The organism is Streptomyces sp. NPDC091371, assembly GCF_040684275.1.
In the GTDB taxonomy this organism is placed as follows: domain Bacteria; phylum Actinomycetota; class Actinomycetes; order Streptomycetales; family Streptomycetaceae; genus Streptomyces.
Window position 1 is genome coordinate 59,847 of sequence record NZ_JBFBFP010000027.1, and the last position, 17,032, is coordinate 76,878.

14 protein-coding genes are annotated in these 17,032 nt (G+C 74.1%); 4 read left to right on the forward strand and 10 right to left on the reverse strand.

The genetic code is table 11. From position 1 onward, the window contains the following. Positions 1 to 13 precede the first annotated feature (13 nt). The 7 genes from AB0O21_RS25890 to hutU all read right to left on the reverse strand — a co-directional run bounded on the left by AB0O21_RS25890 (position 14) and on the right by hutU (position 8,737). Positions 14 to 1,153, reverse strand: a complete 1,140-nt coding sequence (locus tag AB0O21_RS25890; protein ID WP_365174510.1) for a hypothetical protein — start codon at positions 1,151 to 1,153, stop codon at positions 14 to 16. After that, positions 1,150 to 2,130 carry a hypothetical protein gene (locus tag AB0O21_RS25895; protein ID WP_365174512.1) on the reverse strand — a complete coding sequence of 327 codons (981 nt, stop codon included), beginning with the start codon at positions 2,128 to 2,130 and terminating at the stop codon, positions 1,150 to 1,152. The genes AB0O21_RS25890 and AB0O21_RS25895 overlap by 4 nt, the downstream gene beginning before the upstream one ends. A 17-nt stretch (positions 2,131 to 2,147) precedes the next feature. Then, positions 2,148 to 2,831 carry an LPXTG cell wall anchor domain-containing protein gene (locus AB0O21_RS25900; protein ID WP_365174515.1) on the reverse strand — a complete coding sequence of 228 codons (684 nt, stop codon included), beginning with the start codon at positions 2,829 to 2,831 and terminating at the stop codon, positions 2,148 to 2,150. 143 nt (positions 2,832 to 2,974) lie between these two features. Next, positions 2,975 to 4,156, reverse strand: coding sequence for an imidazolonepropionase (hutI, locus tag AB0O21_RS25905; protein ID WP_365174517.1), 1,182 nt, complete (start codon positions 4,154 to 4,156; stop codon positions 2,975 to 2,977). 206 nt (positions 4,157 to 4,362) lie between these two features. Continuing rightward, entirely contained in the window at positions 4,363 to 5,727 is a 1,365-nt protein-coding gene (locus tag AB0O21_RS25910; protein WP_365174520.1) for a formimidoylglutamate deiminase, read from the reverse strand. Next, the gene (locus tag AB0O21_RS25915) at positions 5,724 to 6,914 is read right to left on the reverse strand and encodes an allantoate amidohydrolase (RefSeq protein WP_365174523.1); all 1,191 of its coding nucleotides are present in this window, start codon (positions 6,912 to 6,914) and stop codon (positions 5,724 to 5,726) included. Before AB0O21_RS25915 ends, AB0O21_RS25910 begins: the two co-directional genes overlap by 4 nt. A gap of 158 nt (positions 6,915 to 7,072) precedes the next feature. Next, positions 7,073 to 8,737, reverse strand: a complete 1,665-nt coding sequence (gene hutU / locus AB0O21_RS25920; protein ID WP_365174526.1) for a urocanate hydratase — start codon at positions 8,735 to 8,737, stop codon at positions 7,073 to 7,075. Between the two features lie 95 nt (positions 8,738 to 8,832). On the opposite strand from hutU, the gene AB0O21_RS25925 reads away from it, so the two are divergent. Then, complete coding sequence (locus tag AB0O21_RS25925; protein WP_365174529.1) at positions 8,833 to 10,149, forward strand: diaminopimelate decarboxylase; 1,317 nt, start codon at positions 8,833 to 8,835, stop codon at positions 10,147 to 10,149. Positions 10,150 to 10,406: 257 nt separating this feature from the next. Here the strand turns inward: AB0O21_RS25925 and AB0O21_RS25930 are convergent, their stop codons facing one another. Further along, positions 10,407 to 10,967 (reverse strand): TetR family transcriptional regulator, encoded by a 561-nt coding sequence (locus AB0O21_RS25930; RefSeq protein WP_365174532.1) that lies wholly within the window; start codon positions 10,965 to 10,967, stop codon positions 10,407 to 10,409. Between the two features lie 107 nt (positions 10,968 to 11,074). Here AB0O21_RS25930 and AB0O21_RS25935 point away from each other — a divergent pair, with 107 nt between their 5' ends. Continuing rightward, positions 11,075 to 12,229 carry an FAD-dependent monooxygenase gene (locus AB0O21_RS25935; RefSeq protein WP_365174535.1) on the forward strand — a complete coding sequence of 385 codons (1,155 nt, stop codon included), beginning with the start codon at positions 11,075 to 11,077 and terminating at the stop codon, positions 12,227 to 12,229. Here the strand turns inward: AB0O21_RS25935 and AB0O21_RS25940 are convergent. Next, positions 12,226 to 13,068, reverse strand: coding sequence for a MurR/RpiR family transcriptional regulator (locus AB0O21_RS25940; RefSeq protein ID WP_365174538.1), 843 nt, complete (start codon positions 13,066 to 13,068; stop codon positions 12,226 to 12,228). The two genes, AB0O21_RS25935 and AB0O21_RS25940, sit on opposite strands and share 4 nt — an antisense overlap. A 140-nt stretch (positions 13,069 to 13,208) precedes the next feature. Between AB0O21_RS25940 and AB0O21_RS25945 the strand changes: the two genes are divergently transcribed. After that, positions 13,209 to 13,571 carry a hypothetical protein gene (locus tag AB0O21_RS25945; RefSeq protein WP_365174541.1) on the forward strand — a complete coding sequence of 121 codons (363 nt, stop codon included), beginning with the start codon at positions 13,209 to 13,211 and terminating at the stop codon, positions 13,569 to 13,571. Positions 13,572 to 14,360: 789 nt separating this feature from the next. Here AB0O21_RS25945 and AB0O21_RS25950 read toward each other — a convergent pair. Next, complete coding sequence (locus AB0O21_RS25950; protein ID WP_365174631.1) at positions 14,361 to 15,743, reverse strand: cystathionine beta-synthase; 1,383 nt, start codon at positions 15,741 to 15,743, stop codon at positions 14,361 to 14,363. 137 nt (positions 15,744 to 15,880) lie between these two features. On the opposite strand from AB0O21_RS25950, the gene AB0O21_RS25955 reads away from it, so the two are divergent. Continuing rightward, the gene (locus tag AB0O21_RS25955) at positions 15,881 to 16,915 is read left to right on the forward strand and encodes an SGNH/GDSL hydrolase family protein (protein ID WP_365174544.1); all 1,035 of its coding nucleotides are present in this window, start codon (positions 15,881 to 15,883) and stop codon (positions 16,913 to 16,915) included. The last annotated feature ends 117 nt before the right edge of the window (positions 16,916 to 17,032 follow it).

The following is a 17,032-nucleotide window of genomic DNA, read 5'->3' on the forward strand; positions in this document are numbered from 1 at the left end:
CTCCGTTGGGTCTTCACGCTTGTCCCTTCGTCGTCGAACGGTTCTCAGACGGTGCGGACGTCTGTGGTGCTGTCTCCGGCGCGCTGTCCGGGGTGAACCACGGCAGGACCGCCGTGGAGGTCTGGGGGGTGTCCGCCGGCGGCGCGGCGGCCGCCCGCGCGGGTCCTCGTAGGGACAGGGCCAACGGCAGAACACGGGGCAGCCTGGACGTCACCGCCGCGGGCGGCTCGGGGGGCACGCCCCGGTGGCGGCCGCCCGCGGGCGTCTCGCGCGGGCGGACCTTGTCGACGACGGCCATGCCGATACGGAAGACCGCCGCCGGGATCACCAGCAGGAGCAGGCCCCAGAAGACCAGCACCCCGTACGGGCGGTCCACGCCCCACGGCTGGGTCGCCACGACGGTCTCGCCGTACTTGAGGGAGATGGTGTAGTCCCCGTAGGCGCCGGCCGTGAGGGCCACGTCCAGGGCGATCTCCGCCTTGCCGCCCGGCGGGATGGTCCCCTTCCAGCGCGCTTCCTCCCACAGCGGCGCGAACACCCCGTGGGCGGTGCCGAGCTGGAAGACCGGGTCCTTGACGGCGGCCGAGCCGAGGTTGCCGACGGTGACCTTGAACTTGCGGGTCGGCGGGGCGCCGAACCACGTCAGCACCCCGTCCTCGCCCTCCAGCCGGACCCCGGTGAGCATCGCGAGGCGGGCCGTGCCCGCCTCGGCGGGCAGCTCGGCCACCTCGTGGTCGGTGATCTTCAGGGGCGCGGCGACGGTGGACTGGTCGCCGTTGACGGAGGTCACGTTGACGACGCAGGGACAGGGCTTGGGCGGGGCGACCACCGGCAGCTGGGCGGTGAAGTGCCCGTCGTCGGCCACGGAGACCGCGGTGCCGTCGGCGTTGGCGCAGCTGTTGGTGCCGCCGATCATGTTCTGCCCGCAGATCAGCAGCATCACCAGCGACTTGGGGCGCCAGCCGGTGCCGGTGACCGTCAGCTGGGTGCCCTTGGCGGCCTCCTGGAGGGAGAGCGCCACGCCGGGTTTGGGCTCCGCGGCGGCGGCCGGGGCCGCCGGGAGCAGGGCGAGGGCGCACGCGGCCAGTGCTGCCGCGAGGAGCGTGCGGAGGGGGCGGAGGGGGCGGATCGTGCCGCCGGCCTTGGCGCTCACCTGGCTGCTCCCGTCAGTTCGTATTCGGGTTCGGGTACGGGCGTTGTGGCGGTCGGCTGGTCCGTGCGGGTGCGCCGGCTGCGTACGAGGCGCAGCGCGGCCGGCGTCGTCGCGGCGAGGGCGAGGAGGGTGCCGCCCAGCCAGCCCGCGAGCCGCCAGGGCAGGAACCACGCCGAGGTGGCGGCGGTGGCGCGGGCGCCGCCGGGTGCGGTGACGGTGAGGGTGAGGCGGACCCGGTCGAGGACGGGCGCGCCGGGCCAGGGCTCGGTCAGCTCGACCCGCTGCCCGGGCAGCAGTTCCACCGGCAGGGTGCGGGCGCCGCGCCCGGGGACCTCGCCGAAGCGCCCCTCGGCGCGGATCGACAGCTCGGGTGCGAGGGCCACGTTGCCCCGGTTGACCAGGGTGTACGCGACCACGGCAGCCGCGCCCTTGCCGCGTACGGAGACGTCCTCGACGGTGAGGGCGGCCAGGGTGGGGCCGCCGACCCGCAGGTGGACCCGTACGCCCACCTCGTGGCCGCCCTCGGCGGCGACCACGGCGGCGGGGTGGTCCCCCGGCGGGGACGCGGGCGGCACCGTGACGGTGAAGGGGACCACCGCGCGGGTGCGGGGCGGGACCTTCACCGTGGTCGCGGCGCCGAAGCTGATCCAGGCTCCGGCGCCGTCCGACTCCTGCGCGGGCCGCACGGCGAAGGCGCCGTCCGCGGTGTTGTAGGCGTCGGCTCCGCGCAGGGTGACCGTGCGTTCCCGGTCGGTGGTGTTGGTCAGGGCGAGCCGGTCCTCCAGCACGGTGCCTGCGGGGCCCGAGAGGTAGAAGTACGGTCGGGCACCCCCGCTGCCCACGGCGGCCGTTCCGGCGGCGGGCTCGGCGGTCCAGCCGGGCTCGTCGGCCGCCGCGGTGTGCGCGGGGACCGCGAACAGCGCGGCGGCCGCCAGGAGCAGGACGCCTGCGCGCTTGAGGGTGTGGAGCACGGGCATGGCCGGGGGTGCTCCGTTCAGGACCGGGCCCGCTGGCCGCGCCGGGTCAGCCAGAGCACGCCGACGGCGCCGCTCAGCAGCACGGTGCCGCCGAGGGTGCCCAGCGCGAGGGCGGAGTCGGTGGGACCGGTCTGCGGGAGGGTCTCGCCGCCGCCGGAACCGCCGGACTGGCTGCCGCCGCCGCCACCGGCGGCCGTGACTTCCAGTTCCAGGGACGGCTTGGGGCTGTTGCCCGGGGTGCAGGTGGTCGTGGTCCCCAGCGCCTTGATGGTCAGGACCCCGGCGGTGAAGGTGACCTTGCCGCTCTTCTTGGGCTTGAAGGTGCCCGAGAGGTCGGTGATCTTGATGGGTGTGTTGGCGGGGAGCGCCTCCGGGTTGGACGGCCCGGAGACCGGCACGGAGCCCTTCTCGGCGCCGTCGACGACGATGACGGCGCTGGGGCTCATCGCGCCCTTGCCGAGCTCGACGGGGCTGGACGAGACGCCCTTCTGGAAGGACATCGTCAGCTTGTACCCGTCGCCCTCCTTCACGGCCTTGATGTCGATGGGCGAGACCGCCGACTTGTCCCCGATCGGGGTCTTGCAGTCGTATGCCACGTCGATGACGGCGGCCTGGGCCGCGGGGGCGGCCAGCAGGACCGCCGATCCGGCTGCAAGCGCGGAGGCCAGCGCGAGCGCGGTGGAGCGTTTCCGGTCGGACACCTTCGTCTTCCCCTCGAACCTTGGGCCACAAGTTACTGACGACACATCAGATTGGTGGCTCAAGGTACGCCGGGGGTCCTACGGAGGGAAGACAAAGTGCGGGCCGGAATTGACCGCTTGTCAGCGGCTCGTCAATGCGCTCGTCAGTGCGCGCGGACACCCTTCTGCCACACGGCGGAAACCAGCGGGACACCGGGCCGGTAGGCCAGGTGGACGTGGCTGGGCGCGTCCAGGACAGCCAGATCGGCGCGCGCTCCGGGGGTGATCCGGCCGATGTCGTCGCGCCGCAGGGCGCGGGCGCCGCCGGCGGTGGCGGACCACAGGGCCTCGTCCGGGGTCATCCGCATGTCGCGCACGGCGAGCGCGATGCAGAACGGCATCGAACTCGTGTAGGAGGACCCCGGGTTGCAGTCCGTGGACAGGGCGACGGTCGCCCCCGCGTCGATCAGCCGGCGGGCGTCGGGCCACTGGGCGCGGGTGGAGAACTCGGCGCCCGGCAGCAGGGTGGCGACGGTGGTGTCCGCGGCCTGGGCGAGGGCGTCCACGTCGGCGTCGGTGAGGTGGGTGCAGTGGTCGGCGGAGGCGGCGTGCAGCTCGACGGCGAGCTGCACGCCGGGGCCGTGGGACAGCTGGTTGGCGTGCACGCGCGGGATCAGGCCGGCGGCGGCGCCGGCGGTGAGGACCGCCCGGGCCTGCTCCCCGTCGAAGGCGCCCTTCTCGCAGAAGACGTCCACCCAGCGGGCGTACGGGGCGCAGGCCTCCAGCATCTCGCCGGTGACGAGGTCCACGTAGCCGGCCGGGTCGTCGGCGTAGTCCGGGGAGACGATGTGCGCGCCGAGGTAGGTGACCTCCTCGGTGTGCGCGGCGGCGATCCGCAGGGCGCGGGCCTCGTCGGCGACGGTGAGGCCGTAGCCGGACTTGGTCTCGAAGGTGGTGGTGCCCTGGCGGCGGGCCTCGTCGAGGTGGCGCAGCAGGTTGGCCTCGAGCTCGGCGTCGGTGGCGGCGCGGGTGGCGGCGACGGTGGTGCGGATGCCGCCGGCGGCGTAGCTGCTGCCGGACATGCGGGCGTTGAACTCGGCGGTGCGGTCGCCTGCGAAGACGAGGTGCGAGTGGGAGTCGACGAAGCCGGGGATCACGGCGCGGCCGTTCGCGTTGAACGCGGTGTCGGCGGCCGGGGCGTTGGCGGCGGGGCCGACCCAGGCGACGCGGTCGCCGTCGATGACGACGGTGGCGTTCTCGATCCTGCCGAGTGCGGTGCCGTCGCCCAGGGCGGGGTCGTTGGTGACGAGGCTGCCGATGTTGGTGATTGCGGTGGTCGTGGTCATGGTCGCGGTTCCTCGTGGTGGTCGAGTTGTTTTTGTTCCCCCACCCCGCCCCTTCCCGAAACCGGGGCTCTGCCCCGGACCCCGCGCCTCAATCGCCGGGCGAAGATCCAGCCCCTCCGGTGTTTGAGGAGCGGGGGTCTGGGGGCGGAGCCCACAGTTTCGGGAAGGGGCGGGGTGGGGGAAAGGGCCCGCCGCAGGCGCCCCGGCTAGGCGCGGAGGGCGGCGATGGAGTCGGCCAGGGCCGTCGGGACGTCCGGGACCAGGGTGTGGTGGCCGTCGCGGACGATGTGGCGGCCCGCCACGACCGTGTGCCGGACGTCCGAGGCCGTCGCCGCGAAGACGGCCGTCTCCGCGCCGAGCCGGGGAACGGGACCCGCCGTGCGGACCGAGTCCAGCGCGATCGTCGCGAAGTCCGCCGGCGCGCCCACCGACAAGGTGCCCGCATCCGGCCGCCCCAGCGCCGCGTGCCCGTCGGCCGTGGCCGCGCGCAGCAGCGCCGCCGCCGTCCAGTGGCCGCGCGTACGGCTCGCCAGCCGCTCGTTGAGCTCCATCGCCCGGGCCTCTTCCAGCAGGTCGATCACCGCGTGGCTGTCGCTGCCGAGCGAGAGCGGGCTGCCCGCCCGCTGGAGGCGCACCGCCGGGCCGATGCCGTCCGCGAGGTCGCGTTCGGTGGTGGGGCACATGCAGGTGCCGGTGGTGGTGCCGCCGAGGAGGGCGATGTCCGCGTCGGTGAGGTGGGTGTTGTGGACGCCGGTGGTGCGCGGGCCCAGCACGCCGTGGTCGGCGAGGAGCTGGGTCGGGGTGCGGCCGTGCGCGGCCTGGCAGGCGTCGTTCTCCGCGGTCTGCTCGGAGAGGTGCACGTGCAGCGGCACCCCGCGCTCCTGCGCCCACGCGGCGACGGTGGCCAACTGCCCCGCCGGGACGGCCCGTACGGAGTGGATCGCGGCGCCGATCAGGGCGTGGCCGCTCCCCTTGAGGGCGGAGACCCGCTCCGCCCAGGCGTCGGCGGTGCCGTCGGAGAAGCGCAGCTGGTGGTGGTTCGGGGCCTCCCCGAAGCCTGCCGAGAGGTACGCGGTGTCGAGGAGGGTGATCCGGATCCCGGCTTCGGCGGCGGCCTCGATCAGGGCCTCGCCCATGGCGTTCGGGTCGGCGTAGGGGGTGCCGCCCGGCGCGTGGTGGACGTAGTGGAACTCGCCGACGTTCGTGATGCCGGCCAGCGCCATCTCCGCGTACACGGCGCGGGCCAGCGCGAAGTACGTGTCGGGGGTGAGGTTCTGGGCGACCTTGTACATGAAGTCGCGCCAGGTCCAGAAGGTGCCCGAGCCGACCTGCACGAGGGAGCGCAGGGCCCGGTGGAACGCGTGGGAGTGCGCGTTGGCCAGGCCCGGGATGGTCAGGCCGCGCAGTACCTCGGCGCCGGGGGGCGGGGTCTCGACCCCGGTGCGCAGGGCGGCGATCCGGCCGTCACCGTCAACCTCCAGGGCTACGCCCGGCTCGACGGGGGCACCTCCCAGCGGTAGCTGGGGGCGGTTGTCGAGCCAGGCGTGTTCCAGCCAGTACGTCGTCGTCACCGGCACGCGAGTCCTTCCAGTACGTCGGCGAGGGCGAGGACGCCGGCCACGCAGTCGTCCTCGGCGGCGAACTCCCGCGGGGAGTGGGAGACGCCGGTCGGGTTCCGTACGAACAGCATCGCGGTCGGGACGGCGGCGGAGAGGATTCCGGCGTCGTGTCCCGCGCCCGTACCCAGGACGGGGACGGCCCCGCCCAGGATCCGGTTCATCTCGTCGCGCAGGGCGTGCTCGAACTCGACGACCGGGGTGAAGGACTCCCGGACGATCCCGAGGTCGATGCCGTCCCGGTCGGCGTGCTCGCGGGCGGCCTTCTCGATGGCGGTGACCACCGTGTCGAGGGTCGCCTGGTCGGCGGCGCGCGAGTCGAGCCAGCCGCGCACGAGGGACGGGATGGCGTTGACCCCGTTGGGCTCGACCGCGATCTTCCCGAAGGTGGCGACGGCCCCGGCGAGGGCCGCCTCCTGGCGGGCGGCCAGGACGGTCGCCGCGTACGTGAGCATCGGGTCGCGGCGGTCGACCAGGCGGGTGGTGCCCGCGTGGTTGGCCTCGCCGTGGAAGTCGAACCGCCAGCGGCCGTGCGGCCAGATCGCCGAGGCGATGCCGACGGAGTCCCCGGACAGGTCCAGGGCGCGGCCCTGTTCCACGTGGAGCTCGACGAACGCGCCGATGCGGGCCAGCCGTTCGGGGTCGGCGCCGATGGCCTCCGGGTCGTACCCGGCGGCCTCCATGGCCTGCGGGAGGGAGATCCCGTCGGCGTCGCGGAGCTCGTACGCCTTCTCCTTGGTCAGCTGCCCGGCGGCGAGCCGGGAGCCGACGCAGGCGAGGCCGAAGCGGGCGCCTTCCTCGTCGCCGAAGTTGGTGATGGCCAGGGGCCTGGCGAACTCCGCGCCCCTCCTGCGGAGTTCGTCCAGCGCCGCGAAGGAGGACACCACGCCGAGGGGGCCGTCGAAGGCCCCGCCGTCGGGAACGGAGTCCAGGTGCGAGCCGGTGACCACGGCGTCCCCCGCGAGGGGGTCGCCGAGCCAGGCCCACTGGTTGCCGTTGCGGTCGGTCTCGTACGCCAGCCCGCGGGCCTGCGCCTGCTCCTGGAACCAGGTCCGGCAGTCGGCGTCGGCCCCGGTCCAGGCGAAGCGGCGGTACCCGCCGCTGCCGCTGTCGCGGCCGATGGGCTGGAGCTCCGCCCACATGCTGTGGAAGGAGGGCGAGTCTCCCCGCCCCGCCCTTCCACCGTTCCCCGGGGCTCCGCCCCGGACCCCGGAGCCGGCCATTTCAGCCTCGCCGGCGTTTGAGGCGCGGGGGTCCGGGGGCAGAGCCCCCGGCAGCGGCGCCGCACCCGGACCCTGCGTCATGCGGAGTCACCCTCGCGCATCGGGACCCGCACCCCGCGCTCGTCCGCGACGGACTCCGCGATGTCGTAGCCGGCATCCACATGCCGGATCACACCCATGCCCGGGTCGTTCGTCAGGACGCGGCGGATCTTCTCGCCGGCCAGCGGGGTGCCGTCGGCGACCGTGACCTGGCCCGCGTGGATGGAGCGGCCCATGCCGACGCCGCCGCCGTGGTGGATGGAGACCCAGGAGGCGCCGGAGGCCACGTTGACCATGGCGTTGAGCAGCGGCCAGTCCGCGATCGCGTCGGAGCCGTCGAGCATGGCCTCGGTCTCGCGGTACGGGGAGGCCACCGAGCCGCAGTCGAGGTGGTCGCGGCCGATGGCAAGCGGGGCGGCGAGGGTGCCGTCGGCGACCATGTCGTTGAAGCGCTCGCCGGCCTTGTCGCGCTCGCCGTAGCCGAGCCAGCAGATGCGCGCGGGCAGGCCCTGGAAGTGGACGCGCTCGCCGGCCATCTTGATCCAGCGGTGCAGGGACTCGTTCTCCGGGAAGAGCTCGAGCATCGCCTTGTCGGTCTTGTGGATGTCCGAGGCCTCGCCGGACAGGGCGGCCCAGCGGAAGGGGCCCTTGCCCTCGCAGAACAGCGGGCGGATGTAGGCCGGGACGAAGCCGGGGAAGGCGAACGCGCGGTCGTAGCCGGCCAGCTGGGCCTCGCCGCGGATGGAGTTGCCGTAGTCGAAGACCTCGGCGCCGGCGTCCATGAAGCCGACCATGGCCTCGACGTGCTTGGCCATGGACTCGCGGGCGCGGGTGGTGAAGCCCGCCGGGTCCTTGGCCGCGTAGGAGGCCATGTCGTCGAAGTCGACGCCGACCGGCAGGTACGCCAGCGGGTCGTGGGCCGAGGTCTGGTCGGTCACGATGTCGATCGGCGCGCCCTCGGCCAGCATCTGCGGGAGCAGCTCGGCGGCGTTGCCGAGGAGGCCGATGGAGAGCGGCTTGCGGGCGTCGCGCGCCTCGACGGCCAGCTGGAGGGCGTGGCGCAGGTTGTCGGCCTTGACGTCCAGGTAGCGGTGCTCGATGCGGCGCTCGATGGCGCGCGGGTCGACGTCGATGCAGATGGCGACGCCGTCGTTCATCGTCACGGCCAGCGGCTGGGCGCCGCCCATGCCGCCGAGGCCGGCGGTGAGGGTGATGGTGCCGGCGAGGGTGCCGCCAAACTTCTTGGCGGCGACGGCGGCGAAGGTCTCGTACGTGCCCTGGAGGATGCCCTGGGTGCCGATGTAGATCCACGAACCGGCGGTCATCTGGCCGTACATGGTCAGGCCGAGGTGCTCCAGGCGGCGGAACTCCTCCCAGTTGGCCCAGTCGCCGACCAGGTTGGAGTTGGCGAGCAGGACGCGCGGGGCCCACTCGTGGGTCTGCATCACGCCGACCGGGCGGCCGGACTGGACCAGCATCGTCTCGTCCTGCTTGAGGGTCCGCAGGGTGCGGACCATGGCGTCGTACGAGCGCCAGTCGCGGGCGGCCTTGCCGGTGCCGCCGTAGACGACGAGCTTGTCGGGGTGCTCGGCGACCTCGGGGTCGAGGTTGTTCTGGAGCATCCGCAGCGCGGCCTCCTGCTGCCATCCCAGGGTGCTGAGCTCGGTACCTCGCGCGGCACGTACGGGGCGGGGTCCTGACATGGCGTTGCCTCCTCCGATGTTGGTCAATCCATTCACATCCTGACTCCCTGAATAGATTCAGTCAACAGCTGCGGGCCGCTCCTTCGGATGATGGGATGGCCGACATGGACAGGGATCCGGTCGTACGAGCCGCCGTCGAGCAGGGACTCCTGGACTCCGAGCCGGTGGCCTGCCTGCTGGACACCGCCGGGATCCGCGCCTCCGCCACCGCCCTGACCGGCGCCTTCGCCGCCGCGGTGGCACCCGGGACCCCCGTGCTGCACGCCTTCGCCGTCAAGGCCGCCCCGCTCGTGCCCGTCCTGCGGCTGCTCGCCGATGCCGGGCTCGGCTGCGAGGTCGCCAGCCCCGGCGAACTGGCGCTGGCCCGGGCGGCCGGGGTCCCGGCCGAGCGGATCGTGCTGGACTCCCCCGCGAAGACCGAGGGCGAGCTGCGCGAGGCCCTGGCGCTGGGGATCGCGGTCAACGCCGACAACCGGGAGGAGCTGCTGCGCCTCGACGCGCTCGTCGGCGCCGGGCCCACGTCTTCGCCGATCGGGGTGCGGATCAACCCGCAGACCGGCGCGGGCACCATCGGAGCGCTGTCCACGGCCACGGCGACGTCGAAGTTCGGGGTCGCCCTGCGCGATCCGGGCGCGCGCGAGTGGCTCGTACGGGCCTACGCGGAGCGCCCGTGGCTGACCCGGCTGCACACCCACTCGGGCTCGCAGGGGGTCCCGCTGGCCCTCATCGCCGAGGGGGTACGGGAACTGCACGCGCTGGCCGAGGAGATCAACGCGGCGGCCGGGCGCCGGCAGGTCGACACCCTCGACATCGGCGGGGGCCTGCCGGTGAACTTCGCCTCGGACGAGGCGGTCCCGACGTACGGGGAGTACGTGGCGGCCCTGCGCGCGGCGGTCCCCGGGATCTTCGACGGCTCGTACGGGCTCGTCACGGAGTTCGGGCGGTCCCTGCTGGCCAAGAACGGCCTGGTGCTGGCCCGGGTCGAGTACACCAAGACCAGCGGGGGCCGCGCGATCGCCCTCACGCACGCGGGGGTCCAGCTGGCGACCCGCACCGCCTACGCGCCGGCGTCCTGGCCGGTGCGGATCCTGCCGTACGACGCGAAGGGCGCGCCGAAGGGCGGGGACCGGGTGGCGCAGGACATCGCCGGCCCGGCGTGCTTCGCGGGTGACCTCCTGGCGACGGCCCGGGAGCTGCCGGCGCTGGCCGCGGGCGACGTCATCGCGGTCCCGGACACGGGGGCGTACTTCTTCACGGCGCACTACGGGTACAACAGCCTGCCGCGGCCGGCGGTGTACGGCTTCGCCGTGTCGCCGTCCGGCGGGGTCCGGTTCTCCTTGGCGCGGCCGGCGCAGTCCCTCGCGGAAATCGTCGCCGAGGCGGGCGGCGCCTTCGGGGACGCCCTGCTGTAACCGCCCACCCCGCCCCTTCCCGAACTGGGGCTCAAACGCCGGCGAGGCTGGAACTGCCGCTGCGCGGCAACCCAGCCCGCCGGGCAAACGACAGGAGCGAAATCCAGCCCCGCCGGCGTTTGAGGCGCGGGGTTCGGGGCGGAGCCCCGACGGGGTCTGGGGCGGAGCCCCAGTTTCGGGAAGGGGCGGGGTGGGGGAAGGCTCCGCGCAGCGGGTGGCGGCGGCGCCGGTGCGGCCACAGCCGCCCAGCCTCCGGCTCAGGCGGTCGACAGCGTGGCGGCCACCGCCGGGGCCAGGCCGGCGACCACGTCCTCCGGCGGCAGGGAGGCCACCCCGGGGAGTTCGAGGAGGTAGCGGGTCAGGGCCAGGCCCAGGAGCTGCGCCGAGACCAGCCCGGCCACCCGCGCGGCCCGCTCCGGCCCGAGGGCCGCCGCCAGCGTCGGCGCCACCTGCGCCGAGAAGACCTCCCGCATCCGGGCCGCCGCCTGCTCGTTCGTCACCGCGGAGCGCAGCAGCACCAGCAGCGCGTCGTCCGCCGGATCGCCCTCCCACCGGTCCACGAAGTGCCGTACGAGCGCCGCCGGCAGCTCCTCGCGGGGCACCGCGCCCAGGTCCGGGAGGCGCAGGTCGATGGCGAGGGTCGCGCCGAAGAGCTGCTCCTTGCTGCCGAAGTAGCGCATGACCATCGAGGGGTCGATCTCCGCGTCGGCGGCGATGGCCCGGATGGTGGTGCGCTCGTAGCCCTGCACCGCGAAACGCTCGCGCGCGGCCCGCAGGATCGCTGCCTTGGTCCGGTCTGAGGTGCGTCGTACCGTCATGCCAACAACCGTAGGCCAACAACCGTTGACAGGCCAGTCCCCGGGACGGCATCCTCATGCCAACAGCCGTTGGCCAACAAACGTTGGCCCGCCGGAGGAGGCCCGCAATGACCAGCACCGCCCCGCTCCCGCTCCCCTCCGCCACCGAGGTCGCCATCGTCGGCGCCGGCCCCACCGGCCTCGCCCTCGCCGTGACCCTGGCCGAGGCCGGCATCGACTTCGTGCTCCTCGACAGGCAGGCCGAGGGCGCCAACACCTCCCGCGCCGCCGTCGTGCACGCCCGCACCCTGGAGGTCCTCGACGAGCTCGACCGCTCCGGGGCCCTCTCCGCCGAGCTGATCGGCCGCGGCATCCCGGTCACCCGGTTCCAGATCCGCGACGGCGCCCGCCCCCTCGCCCGGATCCCCTTCGACGGCCTGCGCACGGCCCACCCGTACGCGCTGCTGGTCCCCCAGTACGAGACCGAGGCCGTGCTCCTGGCCCGCCTGCGGGCCCTCGGCGGCGAGGTCCACCGGCCGTACGAGGTCACCTCGGTCACCCAGGACGCGGACGGGGTCACCCTCACCACCGCCACCGGCGAGACCCTGCGCGCCGCCCACGCCGTGGGCGCCGACGGGATGCACAGCGCGGTCCGCGAAGCCGCCGGGATCGGCTTCACCGGCTCCGCCTACGGGGAGTCCTTCGTGCTCGCGGACGTCGTCATGGACTGGGCGCCGGGCTCCCGCGAGGTCTCCCTCGCCTTCGGCGCGGCCGGGCTGACCGTGGTCGCCCCGCTGCCCGGCGGGCACTACCGGATCGTGGCCACCGTCGCCGAAGCCCGGGCCGAGCCCGGCCTGGACTTCGTACAGGGCCTGCTGGACCAGCGCGTCCCCGGCCAGGCCACCGTCCGCGAGCTCGTCTGGTCCTCCCGGTTCCGGATCCACCACCGGGTCGCCGACCACTACCGGGCCGGCCGGCTGCTGCTCGCGGGGGACGCCGCCCACGTCCACAGCCCGGCCGGCGGCCAGGGCATGAACACCGGAATCCAGGACGCGTACGCCCTCGGCCGCGCCTTCGCCGCGAAGGAGCTGGACGGCTACGAGGCGCGGCGCAGGCCCGTCGCCCTGCGCGTGGTGGCCCTCACCGACCGGATGACCCGCGTCGCGACCACCCGCAACCCCGTCCTGCGCACCGCGCGCAACACCCTGCTCCCCCTCCTGGCCCGCGTCCCGGCCCTCCGGCGCCGCCTGGCCACCGAGCTCGCCGAGCTGAACTACCGCTAGTCGACGAACAGCCCCCGCGACGCGGCCCGCACGTCGAAGGCCTCCAGCCGGGCCTGCGCGTCGGGCAGCGCGTCCGCCATCGCCTCCAGCAGCACCCGGCCCAGCAGCATCGGCGCGCACGCCGTGTCGAAGGCCAGGCCGGTGCCGACGGGCGCCGGGATCAGCAGGTCCGAGTGGCGGGCCACCGGGGCGAAGGCCGAGTCGGCGACGGTCACCACGGTCAGGCCCGCCCGCCGGGAGCGCTCCAGCGTCTCCACGACCTCGCGGGGATGACGCGGCAGGGCGAAGCAGAGCAGCGTGCTCGCCCCGGCGGCGACGGCCGCGTCGATGCGGTCGTCCATCATCGAGCCGCCCTCGTCGAGGAGCCGTACGTCCGGGTGCACCTTGGCGGCGAAGTACGCGAACCCGCGCGCCTGCGAGGACGCCGCCCGCAGCCCGAGCACCGGCAGCGGCGTCGAGGCGGCGAGCAGCCGGCCGGCCTCCTGGACGGGCGAGGGGTCGGCCAGCATCGCGGAGAGCTGCCGCAGGTTCTCGATCTCCCCCTGGACCGCCTGCTGGTACTCGTTGTACGCGTCCTCGTGCTCGGTGACGGTCCGCTCGGCGGGCGCCACCTCGCGCAGGTGGCGGCGGAGCGCGGGATACCCGTCGAAGCCCAGCGCCACCGCGAACCGGGTCACCGACGGCTGGCTGACCCCCGCCAGGTCGGCCAGCTCCACGCTCGACAAGAACGGCACCTCCGCGGCCCCGCGCACCATGCAGTGCGCGATCCGCCGCTGGGTCGGCGTCAGCCGGTGCCCCTCGAACAGCTTCTGCAGCCGCGCTGCCGGGCTGTCACTCATGCCGCCCCCTCCGTCCCGGTGAGATATTCAGTCACGGAGCACTCTGCATGCGGTTATGCACACGGGCAAGCCGTGCCCGCGATCCGGATACGGGGGCTAGCCCCAGTGCGGGGGCCCGCAGCCGTTCCTAGGGTGGGGGGATGGACGCCCACGCCCGAGAGCTGAAGAAGGAACTCGACGCCACCCTGGACGCCCGGCGGGAGCTGGGCCCGGAGTACGAGGCCGCGCTGGTGGACTCGTTCGTCGAAAAGGTCGACACCCAGGTACGCCGCCGGCTCGCGGAGGAACGGCTGACCGCGGCCCGCGGCTCCGCCGTGCCTGCCGTGGCGGACGGGAACTTCGGCGAGCGCTTCGGCTTCGCGATCATCACGCTGGTGCTGGCGATCCCGCTCTCGGCCATTGCCGCTGCGCAGGCTCAGCTGGAAGGGCTGCTGGTGGCGTGGGCCGGGATCGTGGGCGTGAACTTCATCCACGCGACCAAGGGGCTGCGCCGCCGGGACTGAACCCCCCGGGTGCGGCGTCGTTGCGGGGGCGCTGCCCCCGAGCCCCCGCGCCTCAAACGCCGGCGGGGCTGATGTGCCCCGGGAGGGAATGGGCGGGGACCGCCGCACCCCGGTTGCCCGGGGGCGGGACGACGGCGGTCCCCGCGGAGGACACGGGCCGGGTCAGGGCCGTTCCGCGTCCGTGGCGTCCACGCGGTCCGGGAGCCGCTCCGGAGGTGCGTTCGCGCCGTTCGGTGGCGCCGGCCGGGTCCCGGTCTCCCGGGCCTCCCTGCCGACAACCACCACTGTGCCGGAGCCGTGTTAAGCCGGTGCTGCCGTCACGTGTCGGCCCCGTACCGTTTCCGCGACTTCCGGCCCCCCGACGCGCGGTTCCGCCGGGGCCGGGTGTGTGCCGGGGTGCCCCCGCAGGGCGTCGAACACAACCCCGCTCCCATCTCCGGCCCCTGGAAACGTTCGGCGCCCGAGGAGGTACCCCGGCGCGCGCCCGGCCCCGGCGGCCCCTGCCCCTCGGGGCGGCGGGGGCGGGGCCGCTGCGCGGAGGCGTCCCCTACCCGCCCTTCCACCGTTCCCCGGGCTCCGCCCGGACCCGGCCCGGGGGCTCCGCCCCCAGACCCCGCGCCTCAAACGCCGGCGAGGCTGGAGTTGCCCGGCGGCGCCGGAAAGCCCGGGGCGCAGCCCCCGGCCCTCGGACGCCGGACAGGGGGGGTCGCCTGGCCTGGGTGCGGGTCCCGGGAGCCCGGAGCACCCGCCCCCGCACCCGCCCCCGCACCCAGCCGAGCGGGCCGCAGGCTACTTGGCCGACTTGGCGAGGAACGCCAGCAGGTCCTGCCGGCTGACCACGCCGGTCGGCTTGCCCTCGACCAGCACGATCGCCGCGTCCGCCTCGCCCAGCACCGCCATCAGCTCGGAGACCGGCTCGCCGGAGCCGACCTGCGGCAGCGGCGCGCTCATGTGCTTCTCCAGCGGGTCGTTCAGCGAGGCCCGCTGCGCGAACAGCGCGGACAGCAGCTCCTTCTCCACCACCGAACCGATGACCTCCGCGGCCATCACGTCCGGGTGGCCCGCGCCCGGCTTGACGATCGGCATCTGCGAGACGCCGTACTCGCGCAGCACCTCGATCGCCTCGCCCACCGTCTCCTCGGGGTGCATGTGGACCAGGGACGGCATCGCGCCCTCCTTGTCCGCGAGCACGTCGCCGATGCGCGCGGACGGCCCGGCCTCCTCCAGGAAGCCGTGCCCGGCCATCCACTCGTCCGAGAAGATCTTGCTCAGGTAGCCGCGGCCGCTGTCCGGGAGCAGGACGACGACCACGTCGTCCGGCCCGAGGCCCTCGGCGGCGCGCAGCGCGGCCACGACGGCCATGCCGCAGGAGCCGCCGACGAGCAGGCCCTCCTCCTTCGCCAGCCGACGCGTCATCTGGAAGGAGTCCTTGTCGGACACCGCGATGATCTCGTCGGTCACGTTCGGGTCGTAGGCGGTCGGCCAGAAGTCCTCGCCGACGCCCTCGACGAGGTACGGACGGCCGGAGCCGCCGGAGTACACCGAGCCCTCGGGGTCGGCGCCGATGATCTTGACCTTCCCGCCGCTGACCTCCTTGAGGTAGTTGCCAGTGCCGGAGATCGTGCCGCCCGTGCCGACGCCCGCGACGAAGTGGGTGATCTTCCCGTCCGTCTGCTCCCACAGCTCGGGGCCCGTGGTCTCGTAGTGCGAACGGGGGTTGTTCGGGTTGCTGTACTGGTCGGGCTTCCAGGCGCCGGGCTCTCGCGCGAGGCGGTCGGAGACGTTGTAGTACGAGTCCGGGTGCTCGGGGTCCACGGCGGTCGGGCAGACCACGACCTCGGCCCCGTACGCGCGCATCACGTTGATCTTGTCCATGGACACCTTGTCAGGGCAGACGAAGATGCACTTGTAGCCCTTCTGCTGGGCCACGATGGCGAGTCCCACCCCCGTGTTGCCGCTGGTCGGCTCCACGATGGTGCCTCCGGGCTTGAGGGCGCCGCTCGCCTCGGCGGCCTCGATCATCCGGACGGCGATCCGGTCCTTCACGGAGCCGCCGGGATTGAAGTACTCGACCTTCGCAAGGACGGTGGCCTGGAGGCCTTCGGTCACACGGTTGAGCTTCACCAGCGGGGTGTTGCCGACGAGGCTGATCATCGAGTCGTGGAATTGCACCATGTTCTCCAAGGACGGGACTCCACGGGTTCTCCGGGAGGTCTGGCCAGAGTATGCGGAAAGGGATTGGACGACCGTCCATACGGGGCAGGTAGGTCAACGAAGGGCCCAGTCAGAGAAGCGAGGTGGCCTGAAGGGTGTCCAGGGCGAGAACGGCCCGCCGGATCGCGGCGGGGGCAGCGTACGGCGGGGGCGGGCTCGGGCTGGTCGGGGCCGCCGCGGTGGGCCTCGTGGTGGCGGAGATGCAGTTCGCCAAGCGGACCGTGGGAACCGGGCTGGGCGATCCGCCGCGCGCGGACGGGCTGTACGGGGGCGAGTTCAACGGGACGGAGCAGGGGCCGGGCCCGCTGCGGCTGGCCATGCTGGGCGATTCCACGGCCGCGGGGCTCGGCGTACGACGCGCCAGACAGACCCCGGCGGCCCTGCTGGCCTCCGGGCTGGCGGCGGTGGCCGAGCGGCCCGTGGAACTGCGCAACGTGGCCGTGTCGGGGGCCATGTCGGACGACCTGGACCGCCAGGTCGGGCTGCTGATCGACGGCCCGGACGGCGAGCGGCCCGCGCCGGACGTGTGCGTGATCATGATCGGCGCGAACGACGTGACCCGGCGGATGCCGCCCACCCAGTCGGTGCGCCACCTCACCTCGGCGGTGCGGAGGCTGCGCATGGCCGGCGCCGAGGTCGTGGTCGGCACCTGCCCCGACCTGGGCACGATCGAGCCGGTGTACCAGCCGCTGCGGTGGCTGGCCCGGCGGGTCTCGCGGCAGCTGGCGGCCGCGCAGACCATAGGGGTGGTCGCGCTGGGCGCCCGTACGGTCTCGATGGGAGACCTCCTCGGGCCGGAGTTCGCGGCGAACCCCCGGGAGATGTTCGGCCCGGACTCCTACCACCCCTCGGCGGAGGGGTACGCGACCGCGGCGATGGCCGTGCTGCCCACGCTGTGCGCGGCGCTGTCGCTGTGGCCGGAGTCCGACCGGCTGGACGTGTCCCGCGACGAGGACATGCTGCCGGTGGCCAAGGCGGCGTCGGCCGCCGCGGGGCAGGCCGGTACGGAGGTCACCGCGGCCCGCGGTCCCTGGGTCCTCCTCAAGCACCGCCGCCGCCGGCGCCTGCCGTCCGAGGACCCCGCCCCCACCGAGCCGGCTCAGGCCGCCGCCGACCTCTCCGGCCCGTAGGCGCGGCTCAAAGACCTGGGGCTCCGCCCCAGACCCCGCTCCTCAAACGCCGGAGGGGCTGGATACGGCTCCTGCCGTCCGCCAAGCGCGGCTGGATTGCCCGCAGGGCGGTTTCCG

Coding starts and splice junctions, on each gene's coding strand:
- hutU (WP_365174526.1), bottom strand. CDS start 8,737: ATGTCAGGACCCCGCCCCGTACGTGCCGCGCGAGGTACCGAGCTCAGC.
- hutI (WP_365174517.1), bottom strand. CDS start 4,156: ATGACCACGACCACCGCAATCACCAACATCGGCAGCCTCGTCACCAAC.
- AB0O21_RS25930 (WP_365174532.1), bottom strand. CDS start 10,967: ATGACGGTACGACGCACCTCAGACCGGACCAAGGCAGCGATCCTGCGG.
- AB0O21_RS25895 (WP_365174512.1), bottom strand. CDS start 2,130: ATGCCCGTGCTCCACACCCTCAAGCGCGCAGGCGTCCTGCTCCTGGCG.
- AB0O21_RS25945 (WP_365174541.1), top strand. CDS start 13,209: ATGGACGCCCACGCCCGAGAGCTGAAGAAGGAACTCGACGCCACCCTG.
- AB0O21_RS25935 (WP_365174535.1), top strand. CDS start 11,075: ATGACCAGCACCGCCCCGCTCCCGCTCCCCTCCGCCACCGAGGTCGCC.
- AB0O21_RS25940 (WP_365174538.1), bottom strand. CDS start 13,068: ATGAGTGACAGCCCGGCAGCGCGGCTGCAGAAGCTGTTCGAGGGGCAC.
- AB0O21_RS25925 (WP_365174529.1), top strand. CDS start 8,833: ATGGCCGACATGGACAGGGATCCGGTCGTACGAGCCGCCGTCGAGCAG.
- AB0O21_RS25915 (WP_365174523.1), bottom strand. CDS start 6,914: ATGTGGGCGGAGCTCCAGCCCATCGGCCGCGACAGCGGCAGCGGCGGG.